The organism is Undibacterium sp. JH2W, assembly GCF_049340425.1.
Classification (GTDB): domain Bacteria; phylum Pseudomonadota; class Gammaproteobacteria; order Burkholderiales; family Burkholderiaceae_D; genus Undibacterium.
The window spans coordinates 66,905-81,595 of sequence record NZ_JBMPOT010000006.1; the positions used below are offsets into that span (position 1 = coordinate 66,905).

Below are 14,691 nucleotides of genomic sequence, written 5' to 3' on the forward strand. Positions count from 1 at the left end.
CAACCACATCAGCCAGGATATTCATGTCTGAAACCAATACCATCAAGCTGTTCGCAGCCAAGACGCCAATAGAACAATTTATTGTAGACGCTGATCACCAGGGTTTGACAGACTACCTTGCTGGCCAAAGTGAGGAGCAGCGTGCCACATTGTGGCCGCTTATCATGCATGTGGAAGATCTCATCCTCTATTCAAATAATAAAAATATCATAGGTTTGCGCTGGGATGGCCCGGCGACTGAAATGCAAAAGCGTTGCTTGCACATTGCCATTGCCTGGTGCGGCGGCATCAATAGTATCGCCTCAAGATGGACCGGTTTCAGACCTTGGGCAGATGATCTCTGTGATTTATTTCAGACTTTGCCGAGAAACAAAGCTGAAGAGTTATGCGATATCTTGCTGCAGCGGGGGCCCTGGAGTTTTCGTATTATTCAAAGCTTTTTTATCAAGGGCTTCATTGAGCGCCCTACCCACGAGAATTATTTGTTGGGCCTGATGGCAGAGAAAGTATATGGCGACGATGCTCCTGACATGGCCTACTGGATCAAGCACGATCCTGGTTTATTGCAAGGACCATTCTTAAAGTTATTCGACACCGGCAACATTAACAATGCTCCTGCCTATAACGGGAAGGACTGGCAACGACTCTTCCTTGAGCTAGCTCAACAAGGTCTATATAGTCGCGAACTATTGCTGGATAAAACCCTGACAGCACTGGAGACCGACCGCCTACTATCCCGCACGGGCTGGTGCCATCAATTTCACGAAGCATTAGCACCCAGCACAACAGAAATGGCCTCGTTCACAGAACGCTATATGGGTTTTTTACATCATAGCCGTGTCCCACCTAACATCAACATGGCACTAACAGCACTAAGTGTTTTGCAGACTGCAAGCATGCTGGATGATGCTGCCTTGCTAGCGGCACTACACCCTTTGCTTTCATCAACCATCAAGGCGCAAGTCGATGCAGCACTCAAGTTAATTGATCAAATCCTCAAAAAAGAAAGCAGCCTGATGCATGAAGCTGCCGCCATAGTCGTATTTGGCTTGCTGCATGAAACTGCTGACATACAAAAGAAAATCATCGCCCGCCTGGAAAAATGGGGCATGGATGCAGCTACACAAGAACAAGCCAGGCAGTTACTGCCCCAGGTCGCCAACAGCAACCGGGATGCCTTGTCAGCCTTGCTCGGAGCAGCATCGCAAGAAATCGCAGGACAGACAACAAACCGCCTCGGTACACCAGCAAAACTACCGCAACTACAAGCCCTGCCATCGCCTATTGCTGGCAGTCGCGCGCTGGTTAAAATACAAAGCCTGGAGGATTTGGTAGAAGCTTGCACCTATGCCTTTGAAAACCACAATGACACTGATTGTTTTGAAACCATCTTTGATGCTTTGCTCAGGTTTTCACCTTATTCTGCAGAGGGAAAAAAACAATTTGGCCCTGTACTCAAACGCGCAAAAAAATTAAAGCCAGTCGAAGGCAACTGGCATCATATGGATAGGCCTTTGGCTCGCGAGCTGGCACGTCTGCTGACTTATATTTTTGAAGGAGAAAGATTACCAGCGACAAAAAGTTTCGCCTGCAGCCATTTCAATGTGCATAGCGCCATCTGCCAGCGTACTGATGATTTAATGGATATCCTGGCGCAAGGCAAATCTGTCGCGCCACTGGCTGCCCCTACCCATCAGCGCGGCTACATAGATCCAACCATCTTAATAGAACGAAGTCGTGAGCAATATGCACTGGGTATGCAACAGCCCTTGCAGGAACAAGTCCTGAGCCTGTTGCGCCTGGCCGCCAGCAATGATGTTGACCTGCGCCAGCAAGCAGCAAGCTTGCCAGACAGCCCCTATCACCTGGCCTTGCGATATGCTCTGGGGGCGCAAGTCACTATCCCCACCATGGGTGAAGACAGTGCCTTGTTCATCGCCGCAGCACGCGCCCGCTACCCAAATAAAGACGACCCCAAGCTCATTCAATTATATGGTGATGTAGGACCGGATGGCAGTCATGCAGCAAGTACGCGCTTTGGCATGCATGACCGTAAAAATGGAGAATACACTTTCTATCATTGCCTACCCCACACGACGCCGATACCAAAGCCAGCGGACCCCACATATTTGAGTACATTGCGCTATTCACAATTAGTAGAACGCAATGGCCATTATTGGCCAGCATATTACTTTAGCAGCGACAATGAAAACCAGATACACTGGTCAGCCAGCATGTTGCCATCCAGTGTAGAGGCTGTATTGACCGAAGGTGTGTGCCTCATCTCTGGCAATCTGGATTGGGCAGATGCCTATTGGCATCACCAAGCCTACCTCAAGCTCTTGCTCGATCGCACTGTCGCCATGAGCAGTAGCGCCATTATACTGCTGGCCTTTGCCCTGGCAGGCAAGGAGCCGGGCCAGACTGCCATCGCGATAGATGTCCTAGTCGCCAGCTGGCTGGAAGGACGGCTGGATGCAGCAGCACTAGGTCATGCCATCCACGACTTGCTGGCCACACCTATCGTCATGGCCAGCCGTTATGCCAAGAGCCTGGGTAAAGCGGCACGCGCCCACACACTGACCCCGCACCTAGTGTTCCAGCTACTGTGCATCATGGTCACCCAAAGCCCGCAAACACCGCCCAAGGATATGGCCATGCTACTGGAACTCTTGCATGAATTGCGACTGGAATTGCAACTGGATCTGCCAGAAGCTACACTTCATGCCTTGCAGAATATGCAGATAGGTGGCAAGGGCAAGACCGCCGTCAAGGCCTTGCTGGCGGGATGAACACCAGGTGCCAGAAGAGCGAGCAGACAAGGTAGCATGGCTTCATTCTTGTAGCATGAATATTCTGAAGAGTCGGTACTGCCAAAGAAAAAATTAAAAAGCTATTCCAGCTGCAAAACCTTGAAATTATTCCGCCCCGCCTTCTTGGCCAGATACAAGGCTTCATCGGCTTTTTTAAGCATGTCACCAGCGTTGGTGTTTTGTTCTGATGAAATGGCCACCCCTATGCTGGTGGTAACCATGATCGGCTTGCCTTCTATATCGAAGGGGGTGGTCATGGCCTGTACTATCTTGCTGGCGACCATGTCGGCTTCGCTGTGCATGTTCAGGCCTTCGAGTACGATGACGAATTCATCGCCTGCCAGGCGGCCTGCCAGGTCGGTCTGGCGTATGCAATGCTTGAGGCGGTTGGCAAACTCTTGCAAGACTAGGTCACCGGCATGATGGCCCAGGCTATCGTTGATGCTCTTGAATTTGTCGACATCAAGGAACATGACAGACATCAAACGGCCGGTGCGTTGTGAACGGGCGCTGGCTTGTTCCATTCTTTCATTGATCTGGTTACGGTTGGGCAAGCCAGTCAGGGTATCAAACCTTGCCAGCGTCAGCAATTGCCTTTCAACGGCCTTGGCATCGCTGATATCATTAATCAGCGTGTTGACGCCGACTACCTTGCCGCTGTCATCATATTGCGGGACATAGGTGGCATGGTAATGTCCAGTCTTGCCAGCCACAGTGATCTCGGTTTCAAACTCGGTTTTTTCACCGGCCATGGCGAGCTTGTAGTGCACATGATGCTCCTGCTGCATGGCACCGGACAATAGCGATAACACAGGTTGGCAGCGTATCTCTGACAAGGGCAGATCGAACCAGGCTTCATAAGGGCGGTTCACAAATTGATAGCGATTCTCACTGTCAATGAGACTGACAAAGGCAGGGATATTGTCAGCGATGGTAAGTAGTAAGCCCTCGCTGGCGGCCAGTTTCAACTCTGCTTCTTTGCGTGCCGTGATATCTATCACCATGGAGTAATAACCCAGGGTGGCACCCTCGGCATTGATGTCCGGCACATATTCATATTGCAAGAAGCGCTTGATATCACGTTCAGGCGCATAACGCTCGAAAGAGACTTTTTCGCCGTGCAAGGCTTGCTGGATTTTCTCCCGCATTTCCAGATAAGTGTGCTCACCAAATACTTCGGTAATGGTTTTTCCCAGCAAGTCCTGAGGATGCAAGCCTGGTATCAGGCCATAGTTGCGGTTACAGAATTGATAGCGTTCGCTGGCATCCACATAGGCGATCATGGCAGGCACATTATCGGTGATGGTACGCACCCGTTTTTCACTGCGCGTCAAATCATCCTGCACCTGCTTGAATTCGGTGATGTCTTCCACCAGTACAAAAAAACCATCGACCTTGCCGGACTTATTAAAGTCTGGCACATAGGTAACCCTGTCCCATTCCCAATGACCATAGCGCTCTGTGCGCCGTTCAAAACAAGTCCACTCGCCATTCAAGACCTGGCTCACATAGGGCTTGGTTTGACGATAAAACTCAGGAGTGGAAATTTGCTTGATGGTCTTGCCTATGGCTTGCTGGGCAGTGATGCCAAACAGATGCTCGGTGCGCTTATTGACGAAGGCGTATTTTTCCTGATAGTCGACGTAGGCAATAAAGGCTGACATATTATCGGCAATCAGGCGCAGTTTTTTTTCACTGGCACTCAAGGCCAGTTCGGCCTCCCGGCGCTTGCTCATGGCATCATCAAATGCCTTGGTCAAATCACCTATTTCATCTTTGGAATAATTTTTATCGGCCTGCTTTTCCAGTTGGGCGACCAGCATATCGCTTTCTGCATTGTTCACCTTGTCACGCAATTTTTGCAGTGGTGCCAGTTGCCAGTACATGAACCACCAGACCAGTAACAGCAATGTCAGCAACAGGGCCAGGCTGAACAACAAGGCATCTTTCCTGACTTCTGAAATGATGCTGAAGGCTTCGCTGGTGGGGTAGACACCAACGATCATCCAGTTCAGGGACTTCAGGCGCCGGTAAGCGACGATGGCTTCATCCCTGGTATTGTCGTTGGTGGTCAGGTTACCTTCCAGGGTGGCAAAGGCATTTGCCGGTAACTGGTTCTTGTCTGGCAGTTCGCGGCTGGTTTTCATGATGCGCCGGTGATCTGGATGATTGACAAATACGCCCTCCGTCGTCAGCACATAGAAATAACCATGCTCCCCTATCCTGGCAGTCGCCAGATCTGCGAGAAAACTATCCTGTGTCAATTCTATAGTACCAACCAGTGCCAATAATATGTCGCCATCAGGCGCAAATACAGGCACGCAAATCACCACCAGTGGCCGTCCGGAAATGCCGCTCTTCAAAGGTGGGGAAATGACGATCTTCTTATGTTTGACTGCGCGCTGAAAGTATTCGCGCTTGCTGATATTGAGCTTGCCCCTGGTCTCAGGATTATCCAGATTGGCCAGCAAGTCACCCTGCAAGTCAAACACTGCCAGATTATCAAAAAGACCGTCAAGGCTATGGTGAGTATCCAGGAAATGCTGGATTTTCTCGTTCCCGGTATCGCCAGCACCGAGGTCACTGGCCAGGCGTATCAAGGCGTTTTTTCTGATCTCGATTTTCTGGTCTATCTCGTTGGCGATATTGGCAATCAGGCTGGTCTGCCTCGCCACGATCAGCCTTTCCAGTGCACGCTCAAATACCGACGCCGCCAGAATAGAGAGCAAGCTCAGCGACAAGACAAAGAAAATCGCCACCGCCAGGCTAAGACGGGTTTTCAGGCTGATGTCGCGAAAACGAAAGTATCGGGGAAACGACATATCAAGCAGAAATGAGGTTGGATGCCAATACTGATATTAGCATTCGTGACCTTGATGACAATCAAAATTTCAAGCTGGCAGGAGCTATTCCTGCTCAACGTGGTAAATTTACCCGCATTTTTGCGTATCCTGACTCTTTTTCCCCCTCAGCACCTAGGAATAAGCGCCCAGACTGTCATCAGTACGGCAAGCCAGGCTAGCCGCAGTATCGGTGTTGCCTGGCGGGCAGGCTACACTTGTGGGCGCTGTTACCGTCTTGCTGGCCGCGACATCGCTGGTATCTACCCCCATCTGCCCTATGTCGTGACTGAAATACAGCCAGGGATAGGCGTTATTGTCGTAGCCAGCATGATAGTTGTTATCATATTCCTGGCTGGCATTCTCTGTTTGCGGCCCTGCTCCCCGCGTGGAAATCTGGCGCGCCCGCTCCGCCAGCTGGCATATATAGACTTGCAATTCCAACGGTATGGGCTGGCCGCTGGCCTGGTATTTTTCCAGGGTTTGTATGCCGGCCCGGGTTTCGTAGTACAACTTTTCCAGCCTTTGTTTTGCTTCACTGGCCAGGGTGATCTGTTCATCCAGGCTGCGTAAATCTGCACCCTTGCGGGTATCCAGGAAAAAAGCCAGGCGTATCCTCAAGGTGGTCAGTGCCGTAGCCGCACCTGGCCTGGTAAACAGGCCCAGTATCTTGCGATTATCGCTAAAAATACCGCGCACCATGTCATCGACAAAACCTGGGCAAGCCTGCACCAGCGCATCCAGTGTGGCACCAGAAAAATCAGGTAGCAGCCGTGCTACCTGGTTTTCCAGCACTTGGCGCCTATGTGCTTGCAATTGCTCCAGTGAGCTGGCCTGGCTGGCGATCTCCGCCTGCATGGCCTGCACAGCATTTTGCAAACCCTGTAAAGCCAGTTGCACGTCCGGCAGGGTCGCATCAACAGCGGCCATCGCTTTATCCTGGTTTGATTCACGCATGGAGCACCTTTTCAAGAATTTCGCCATCTTCACGGCGGGAAGCAAAATAATCCATAAAATACTGACGCAAACCGGGCTTGCCCATACCTGCATGCCATTCCAGCGGCTGACCTGCAGGCATGCTCAAATCTGTCCAGGGGTTGAAGCCCAGATCAGTAATCTCATGCATGCGCAAAAAATAGCGCCTGTGCGCCACTTCACCATGCCACAGATGACGGATTTCACCGCTGACCACACCCAACTGCCCCTGCACCTGCGGATAAAAGCGCTGGCCCCAGGCTTGCAAGTGGGCGATCTGGGCATGGTCATGCTTCAAGGCATTTTGTATGCAAAAATTATAGTCGCCATATATCGCATGCGCCATGAAATGATCTGCACTACCCGATATAGCAGCTTCATACAACCCCACGCTATCGAACAGGCCACGCCGCATGGCCCAGCCGTAACCGGTATGCCCATGCGTATCATAACGCCCCGCATGCAAAGTCGCTGGCTGGGCTTGCATGACAGCCGCAAATGAAGTGACACGGTCGGCGACAGCCCCCACGCCACCATCCTGCTCCAGCCGTAAGCAAGTTTGCCAGACTTGCGCTACCGGGTAATGCTGCAATACCACCACCAATTCTTTGGCCCAGTGCCTGTTCTCAAACACGATGTCACAATCCAGCCAGGCAACATAACGACAACTGGCGGGCAGCCATGATGCCGCCAGATTCAATAATCTTTCCTTCTGCCATAGCAAAGTGGCCGAGCGCAATTGCAAGACATCGACGGCCGCAGGCAACTCAAACGGCGCGTCACCAAATGCGCACTCCACCGTAATGCAAGTCACCCCAGCGGCCCGCATGCCCTGCATGAAGATGTCATAGTTCTGCCTGCGTGACGCATAGCGGCAGGGATTAAAATAAGTAGTCAGGATGACGAGTTCAGACATGGATGCGCGTATACACTGTTCTTCTCAGCTAAGGGTTTTGATCAATATCCTGGATCGTTCAGCAAGGCACCTGTCTTCCAGACATCTATCATGCACTGGAAAATAAATTTACCGCGTTCGCTCAAATACAGGCCCTCCCCCTTCTTGCCAGAATCTGCACGATAGATTTCCAGATAGCGTGCCGCGCAAGCGCGCTGCTCTTGACTCATTGCGTGATAGAGCGGCACCCTGCCTTGCTGAAAACCAGTCCATGCACCGTCAGTCAATTCATGACCGATCTCGTCAAAGTCTGCCACATCGGGATTCAAAGGCAGTAATAAAGCATCAGCGACTTCAGCAGGATAATCATGACTGTCGCCACCATAATAGAGCGCAAGTGCAGCCAGCTTCAAAAAGGCAGGCAGGTAATACACTAATGCAGGTAAAGGAAATAATTTCAAATTGTGCGAGAGGCAGCAATCCAGATCGCGCAGGCTAAACCCTGTTATTTCGCGCCAATTGTATTCAGCAAAGATCTCTTTTGCCTCAGAGCCTTGCTCGTGCTGTGGCCAGACTATGGCGGGGCGCGTCAGCGGAAATGCTGCATTGAGCTGATTTTCAAAATTAAAATAGTCAACGATATTCATCTAATATTCCTTCGTCCATCTACAAAATCGCCTGAGATTTTAACCGTCTAAAAGCGCGCACACAAACCTCAGTGACACTCAGTGGCATCTAGCATCACATCGACTAGCCTCTTCCAGAAAACCGATATCTGAGCAGATATCCAAACATCATGAAATTCCAGTAAACTAAATACAGCCGCGCGTCGAATTCGCTGCAAAAGAATAACTGCGAAATTGGATGCCCTTACTATAGCCCATTATCAGACTTTATCCCATGCGCCTACAAATCCTGTCCGACCTGCACCTGGAAGCCTGGGGGGATACTGCACCCTTTGCTAATCCCTCCATCAGCCAGCCTGATGTCGTGATCCTGGCCGGGGACATCCATGCGGGCAGCAAGGCGGTGAGCTGGGCAGCGCAACACTTTGCCGGTATCCCGGTCTTATATGTGCATGGCAATCACGAAGCCTATGGCAAAAACCTGGAAGACATGCAGGCTGATATTGCAAGCGCCTGCGAGGCCACGGACAATGTGCACTTTCTCAATGCCAGTGAATACCAGTTAGGTGATGTCCGCTTCCTTGGGGCGACATTATGGACAGATTTTTGTCTGTTTGGTCAAACAGAACTGCCTTACACCCTGAAGGAGGCAGAAGACCTGATGCCTGACTATCAGCGCATCACCCTGGCAGAGCAAGGCTATCGCAAGCTCCTGCCAATGGATACCAGAGAAATTCATCTTCAACAAACATCCTGGCTCAAGCGGCAACTCAATACCAGTTTCCCTAGTCGCACCGTTGTCGTCAGCCACATGGCACCGTCTTTGCAATCTGTCGCACCACGTTATGCAGATGACTTGCTATCTGCTGCCTTCGCCTCACGACTCGATGAACTGGCGCAAAAAGCTGACTTGTGGATACACGGCCACATGCATGAAAGCTTTGACTATCATCTGGGAAAATGCCGCGTCATCTGCAATCCCTGTGGCTATCCCCTGCACAACGGCAGGATGGAGAATGAGAACTTTGATCCGGATTTGGTGGTCATACTGTGATGCAGGCCCCTATTAACAAGCACAGGACATCTTCATGAATACAGATTGGCACAGCATAGAAATCTCACGCGCAACGCATGTTGACGCAAGCTACAAAAACACCCAGAACGTCAGGCGTTTTTTAACTGCAGAATGTGGGGATGGTTTCAAGTTTGATCGCGACTTCATGGCCTGGATAGGCAATGGCGTGCACAAAACCATGGGAGATGTGGCCGATGAATGGCACAGGCGGCGTGCTGGCAAAGCCAGTTGAGATCAAGCTGACTGTTCAGCCTGCATTACCAGCAATGAACACGGCAATACAGGCTGCAATCAGAAAGTCAAACGACTACAGGGTCAAACTCAACCCAGCCAGAGTTTGAATTCTATGCCGTTTTGTATGGTGCCTATAACTTGCGCCTGGTTCTCTGCACTTTCACAGAAGCTGGCCAAGACACCCGCTGCCGTAATTTGGCCTTTGCTTAACTGATTGTTCCAGTAATCAAAGCCTGCCTGGTCTGGTGCGCGGTGCAAGACATTCTGGTAGAAATTGGTGATCAGGGTCGTGGTTGAAGGATTGCTGCCATACAGCTTCTGGAATTCAGGTGACTGGAAAAAACCAGCAGCTACAGTCGTCAGGCTGGAACCCTTGTCCATGTCCTTGATCCAGTAACCCAGGCCTTCAAGATCAGGCTTGCGGCCAAACGCTGCCTGGTACAGGCGATATGCCTGACCTGCAGTGCCGCTGATATCGAGAGCCAGGCTCTTGTCAAAAAACTGTATGCGCTCGACATTGCTCAGATTATCAACATCCCCACTGGCATTCACGCGCAACTGATAAGCGGCACCTACTTGCGTCACTGTATAAGCACTGGCTTGTGCCGCCATGATGACAGTATCGAGGCCTGTGCCACCGTCAATATTATGATTGCCTGTGCCTACATTGATGGCGTCATTGCCACTGCCTGCATTGACATGCAAATGACCACCGCCACCGTTGATGGTGATCAAGTCAGCACCTGCACCAGAAGCGATCAGGTAATCAGAATACATGGTGGCTGGCAAGTCGACACTGATGACGTCAGCGCCGCTGAACAGGGATTCATTTGCCAGCAATTTTTCATCCACGAGCTGGTTGGCAGAAAGTGGCGCCGAAAAGCCGGTCAAGCGCATATAACTGCCATCACGATATTCTGTGTCTGCTGCCGTCATCGTACCAGTCACCACAGACTTGCTCAAGCCATTGCCGACAGAGACGGAGTTGGCAGTGTAGTTGAAGCTACCATCTATGGTAGACGATGCCAGGAATTTATCGGCGGAAGACATTATGCGGGTAACCGTGCCTGAATTATTTCCATTGAGATCAGACTTGATGGAACCGAATGCAGACAGGGATACATTGCCAAACAATGGATCATAGGAAGCGCTGTTGCTAGGTATCAGTGTATCGACTGACAAACTAGTTGACTGTGCCCCTGTACTGTTAATAGTTAGCGCGCCTGCGCTACTAAGAGAATAGTTGAAAAAATACTGTCCCGTTTGTGTCAAAGACACCGAGCCGCTTTTAAATAGCTGTGAGCTGGAAGCTGTCGCCGTACCTTGTGTTGCATTTGGGTCACTGAGCACCACACCACTGAATGTGGATGTCGCGCCATCAGAAAAGCCGAATTGCAAACTATAACCAGTGAAGTTAGCGGAAGAATACTGTGAATGATCTTTGGACCACATTGCGCCCAACTTTGAAAACGTATCAAACACACTGCCAATCGAGCCATTGGTGGGCGGGGTTTTGATCAACTGCTGGTACATGGTAGTAACAACATTTTGCGAAAGCTTGATAGAGACGTTTGCCATGAAGTTGCAATCAGGAAAATAAAGAAATAGTTAGAAAAGCGAACAGGCCACTAGTTACCCCCCGCTCACATCAAATCGCCGCTTGCGGCCGCAATAATACCCGGCGAATGCTACAGAAATATTTTTTAGATCGCAATGAAAACCGCCATTTAATTAAAATATTAGCAAGAAGGAAATCGCTTTTTAATTACCAGATTGTGTATATACACTTGTACATGCACTTCAGGAAAAGGTTAAATTATTTAACAAATCCAATTGCCAATTGAATAATATTGGTTTATATTTTCGCAATGTGATTTGCATCTACTTGTCAACAGGCAGAGTTTTTTGTCATGGCAATACAATTCAGGAGTACGCATGAAGCTGCACCGCCTCTTAATCATCTCACTATTATTTACGGCAACGGCCTGTGAAGGTGGATGGTCCAATGCCCGCTATCAGCTAGTCACCTCTTCAGACGGCAAGGTCTACAGGCTCGATGCGCAAAGTGGCACGGTTCACTATGTCACAGCAGAAAAAATGCTGGCCTTGAATGATGAGCTGCCTACCCTGCATGTAGGGGAGTATTACCAGATGGCGGATGCCAAGGGCAATATCAAATATCTCAGATATGTAGGCAATGCCCAGTTTGAAAAAAGCCCGGCATCGACACAAGTGAAATAATAACTACCATGTCCTAGCACCTGTTTTACGATCTTAGAGGGTCCTCAGTGCCTGCTGATGTCAGTTAATGCCAAGCGTATTTACTGCTGTTCTCTCTCAAGCCTGCTCAGGCAGTACTATACTTTTCCATATTGCATTTTTTTGCCATTGCAAAGTCCACTCATGGAATTGTCCGGCAGGCATGGGGCGTGTAATGCCATCGCCTTGCGCGAAATGACATCCCATTTGGAGTAAGGCGGCACCGTGTGCCAGTGTTTCTACACCTTCAGCAATGATCTTGCGATGAAATACTGCGCCCAGCGAAGCCCCCAATGATGAGCAGCCTACCCTGTGCACAGGCGAGTACTAACAGCCTGAAAATTCTAAAGCTAATGTTCAATAGCTCAAATATGTGACAATTCCCAGTTTGAACAATGCCCTAGATCGCCCGCAGCATTGCCCTGAATACGTCGAACATATTCGTGAATGTTGGCAGCAGGACGAAAGCCGCGCCTAAAATCCCAGACAATAAAATACCGACCCCTATCAATTTCTTCTCGTCACTGGCATCCTTGTCTTTCAGCCGGTTCACACCAGCGACAATAAGTGCAAACGAGCTTGCCAGCACTGGCCATAAGAATAAGGCCATGACATACAAGAAGCCTGCGCCATCCACCGTTTTCAAAGGTGAGATTTGTGTCAATATGACCAATGCCAGCAGGATGAGCGCAGCGGCAAGTTGAAACGGCCAATGCGCCATTTTTTTTCATGCATGAATACTTTCTGTTGCGTACTTACACGTCATTGTTGCAGTAAAGCGCAAAGCCAATGGCTATACTTTACTTGTGTGAAAAAGTCGGCAACACCGCTGAATTGGTAGCCCTAGGTAAGTCCTATCTATGTGCTTATGTCAGTACTTGGAGACCTCATCCTGACAATAAGTTCTCCAAGTTAGCGAAGCAATAGCATTATCACTTCATGCTTGGCGGCCATTGATGCGCCTCTTGCTGACAATGCTGGCACCAGGCATAGAGCGCGTCATACATCAGCATGCCGTGTTCGAGCATGACATGGTCATCTGCAAAATTTTTTGACAAACCTAGCGACAAGGCATACAAACCCGCAGATTGCGCCGTTAAATCCAGCTTGCCAGTGTCTGCACCACGGATGATAGTCGCCAGGGTTTGCAGGGCGGGCTCAGTCAGCGCATATTTCTTCAGGAAGGCATCAAAGCTGCACAGGTCGCCGACATGACTTAACTCCACATCTGGTATGTCATACGGTATGGCACCGGTTTCTTTGGCGATGCGCAAGACATCGGTATTAGGCACATATAAAAATTCTGCATCCTTGTCGATGAAATTCACGATCAGCCAGGGACAGGCAATGCGGTCTATCTTGGGTCGTTCACGGGTAATCCATTGCATGATTGTTCTCCCTCAATATCAAAACTACTTCTATGCAGTCCGCCTGGCAAGCATGCCACCGGCTTGCTTATAGGCTTCCAGCCCGCCTTCCAGATATCGTGCTGCGATGCCCGCTTCGTTTAGCGCATTTGCGCAATTGATGCCAACTTCATGTCCCTTGATGCAGTACACGACGACATTTTGTTGTTGCGTCAGCGCCGGTGCCCAACTAGTCACTTTTTCAGGATCAAGCCAGACTGCACCGACGACTTGCAGGGCATCAGCCTCAAAAGCCGGACGTTTGCGTACATCGATGACCGCTGGTGGATTGGCGCTGCTTAGCTCGCGCATAAATTCGGCGACGCTGACGGTTTGCTTTGTTTGTTCCATTTTTGACTCCTCTAAGGATGAAGCAAGGGGTAAATGACCAGCCCCAAAACCGCTGCGGCCGCAACGATGACAGGTTCCTGCAATTTCTTGAATTTCCACAACAAGATAATACTGACCAGGGCAATTGCCGCCGTCGGCACATCCAGTATCGAACGTCTGGCGATGACCAGCACAGAACCGGCAATCGCCCCTATCGCAGCAGCCGTAATGCCATCGACAAAGGCGATCACGCCGGGCAACTTGCCATATTTTTTAAAATAAGGTGCCGGGATGACGGTGAACAGATAGCAGGGCAAGAAGGTCGCCAGCGCGGCCACTATCGCCCCCGGCAAGCCCGCCACCAGGTAGCCAATGAAACCGACGGTAATCACCACCGGCCCTGGCGTAATCATGGCAACCGCGACAGCATCAACAAACTGCTTGTCTGTCAGCCAGTGATGCTCAGTCACTACGCCACCGTACAGGAAAGGCACAATCGCCAGGCCAGAGCCAAACACAAAGGCTCCGGCCTTGGCAAAGAAGATGGCGATCTGCGTCAACAGCGATGCGTCCTGGGTACTCAGAAAACTGCCTATTACGGGCCATTGCAGCAGCGCTAGGCCAGGCAGTTTGCTGCCACCCAGCCATGCCGGTGGCGCACGTAATAACCAGACCAGTACACCGGCGGTGATAAATAGCCAGGCAATTTCTGTCTCGGTGATAAAGGTCAGTGCTGCCAGCAAAAGGTAGATAGCCCATAGCAACTTGTCCTTGCCTATGCTTTTTTGCGTGAGCTTTTTGGTGCTCATCACGATAATGCCCACCACCGCAGCCCCAACACCATAAAATACTGCCTGCATCCAGGCCAGACCACCATAGCCGACGTAAGCCCAGCCCAATACCACCACGATCAGGAAGGAAGGCAAGACAAAGGCAATGCCTGCCAGCGTTGCGCCCCAGATGCGGTAATGGACATACCCCATATAGATGCCCAACTGTGCTGCCAGCGGGCCAGGTGCCAGCTGCGCCAGCGCCAGCCCTTCCTTGTAATCAGCTGGCGAAATCCAGCCTCGCTGCTCAACCAGGTCACGCTGCATATAACCAACCAGGGCCACCGGGCCACCAAAGCCCAGCGCACCCAGGCGCAGCATATAGAGCACCATTTGCCATAAGGTATAACCAGGCTTGGTATCGATTACAGCCTGTTCTACATCCGTTTGGCTCTGGCTCATGGGTGG

At 50.6% G+C, this 14,691-nt stretch carries 14 protein-coding genes; 4 read left to right on the forward strand and 10 right to left on the reverse strand.

Annotated features, from left to right (window positions below):
* Positions 1-23: 23 nt before the first annotated feature.
* Positions 24-2,792, forward strand: coding sequence for a DUF6493 family protein (locus ACO0LC_RS09915; protein ID WP_423002503.1), 2,769 nt, complete (start codon positions 24-26; stop codon positions 2,790-2,792).
* A 101-nt stretch (positions 2,793-2,893) separates the two neighbouring features.
* Here ACO0LC_RS09915 and ACO0LC_RS09920 read toward each other — a convergent pair whose 3' ends face one another.
* The 4 genes from ACO0LC_RS09920 to ACO0LC_RS09935 form a co-directional block, all read right to left on the reverse strand.
* Positions 2,894-5,635: a diguanylate cyclase domain-containing protein gene (locus ACO0LC_RS09920; RefSeq protein ID WP_423002504.1), complete on the reverse strand. Its 2,742-nt coding sequence runs from the start codon at positions 5,633-5,635 to the stop codon at positions 2,894-2,896.
* A gap of 153 nt (positions 5,636-5,788) precedes the next feature.
* Positions 5,789-6,610 carry a hypothetical protein gene (locus ACO0LC_RS09925; RefSeq protein ID WP_423002505.1) on the reverse strand — a complete coding sequence of 274 codons (822 nt, stop codon included), beginning with the start codon at positions 6,608-6,610 and terminating at the stop codon, positions 5,789-5,791.
* Positions 6,603-7,544 carry a hypothetical protein gene (locus ACO0LC_RS09930; protein ID WP_423002506.1) on the reverse strand — a complete coding sequence of 314 codons (942 nt, stop codon included), beginning with the start codon at positions 7,542-7,544 and terminating at the stop codon, positions 6,603-6,605. The genes ACO0LC_RS09925 and ACO0LC_RS09930 overlap by 8 nt, the downstream gene beginning before the upstream one ends.
* A gap of 41 nt (positions 7,545-7,585) precedes the next feature.
* Entirely contained in the window at positions 7,586-8,170 is a 585-nt protein-coding gene (locus ACO0LC_RS09935; RefSeq protein ID WP_423002507.1) for a hypothetical protein, read from the reverse strand.
* A gap of 253 nt (positions 8,171-8,423) precedes the next feature.
* Between ACO0LC_RS09935 and ACO0LC_RS09940 the strand changes: the two genes are divergently transcribed.
* Together ACO0LC_RS09940 and ACO0LC_RS09945 are read left to right on the forward strand one after the other, a co-directional pair.
* On the forward strand, positions 8,424-9,203 hold the full coding sequence (locus ACO0LC_RS09940) for a metallophosphoesterase (RefSeq protein ID WP_423002508.1): 780 nt from the start codon (positions 8,424-8,426) through the stop codon (positions 9,201-9,203).
* 34 nt (positions 9,204-9,237) lie between these two features.
* Positions 9,238-9,456 (forward strand): DUF6434 domain-containing protein, encoded by a 219-nt coding sequence (locus ACO0LC_RS09945; RefSeq protein ID WP_423002509.1) that lies wholly within the window; start codon positions 9,238-9,240, stop codon positions 9,454-9,456.
* Between the two features lie 89 nt (positions 9,457-9,545).
* On the opposite strand, the gene ACO0LC_RS09950 is transcribed toward ACO0LC_RS09945, so the two are convergent.
* The gene (locus ACO0LC_RS09950) at positions 9,546-11,036 is read right to left on the reverse strand and encodes a DUF4214 domain-containing protein (RefSeq protein WP_423002510.1); all 1,491 of its coding nucleotides are present in this window, start codon (positions 11,034-11,036) and stop codon (positions 9,546-9,548) included.
* A 357-nt stretch (positions 11,037-11,393) separates the two neighbouring features.
* On the opposite strand from ACO0LC_RS09950, the gene ACO0LC_RS09955 reads away from it, so the two are divergent.
* Complete coding sequence (locus ACO0LC_RS09955; RefSeq protein WP_423002511.1) at positions 11,394-11,699, forward strand: hypothetical protein; 306 nt, start codon at positions 11,394-11,396, stop codon at positions 11,697-11,699.
* Positions 11,700-11,795: 96 nt separating this feature from the next.
* Here ACO0LC_RS09955 and ACO0LC_RS09960 read toward each other — a convergent pair whose 3' ends face one another.
* The 5 genes from ACO0LC_RS09960 to ACO0LC_RS09980 all read right to left on the reverse strand — a co-directional run bounded on the left by ACO0LC_RS09960 (position 11,796) and on the right by ACO0LC_RS09980 (position 14,685).
* A complete protein-coding gene (locus ACO0LC_RS09960; protein ID WP_423002512.1) occupies positions 11,796-12,035 on the reverse strand; it encodes a hypothetical protein in 240 nt (79 codons plus the stop codon).
* 82 nt (positions 12,036-12,117) lie between these two features.
* Positions 12,118-12,438 carry a hypothetical protein gene (locus ACO0LC_RS09965; RefSeq protein WP_423002513.1) on the reverse strand — a complete coding sequence of 107 codons (321 nt, stop codon included), beginning with the start codon at positions 12,436-12,438 and terminating at the stop codon, positions 12,118-12,120.
* Positions 12,439-12,649: 211 nt separating this feature from the next.
* Positions 12,650-13,105, reverse strand: coding sequence for a chromate resistance protein ChrB domain-containing protein (locus ACO0LC_RS09970; RefSeq protein WP_423002514.1), 456 nt, complete (start codon positions 13,103-13,105; stop codon positions 12,650-12,652).
* Positions 13,106-13,135: 30 nt separating this feature from the next.
* Positions 13,136-13,474 (reverse strand): rhodanese-like domain-containing protein, encoded by a 339-nt coding sequence (locus tag ACO0LC_RS09975; RefSeq protein WP_423002515.1) that lies wholly within the window; start codon positions 13,472-13,474, stop codon positions 13,136-13,138.
* A gap of 11 nt (positions 13,475-13,485) precedes the next feature.
* Complete coding sequence (locus tag ACO0LC_RS09980) at positions 13,486-14,685, reverse strand: chromate transporter (RefSeq protein ID WP_423002516.1); 1,200 nt, start codon at positions 14,683-14,685, stop codon at positions 13,486-13,488.
* Between the last annotated feature and the right edge of the window lie 6 nt (positions 14,686-14,691).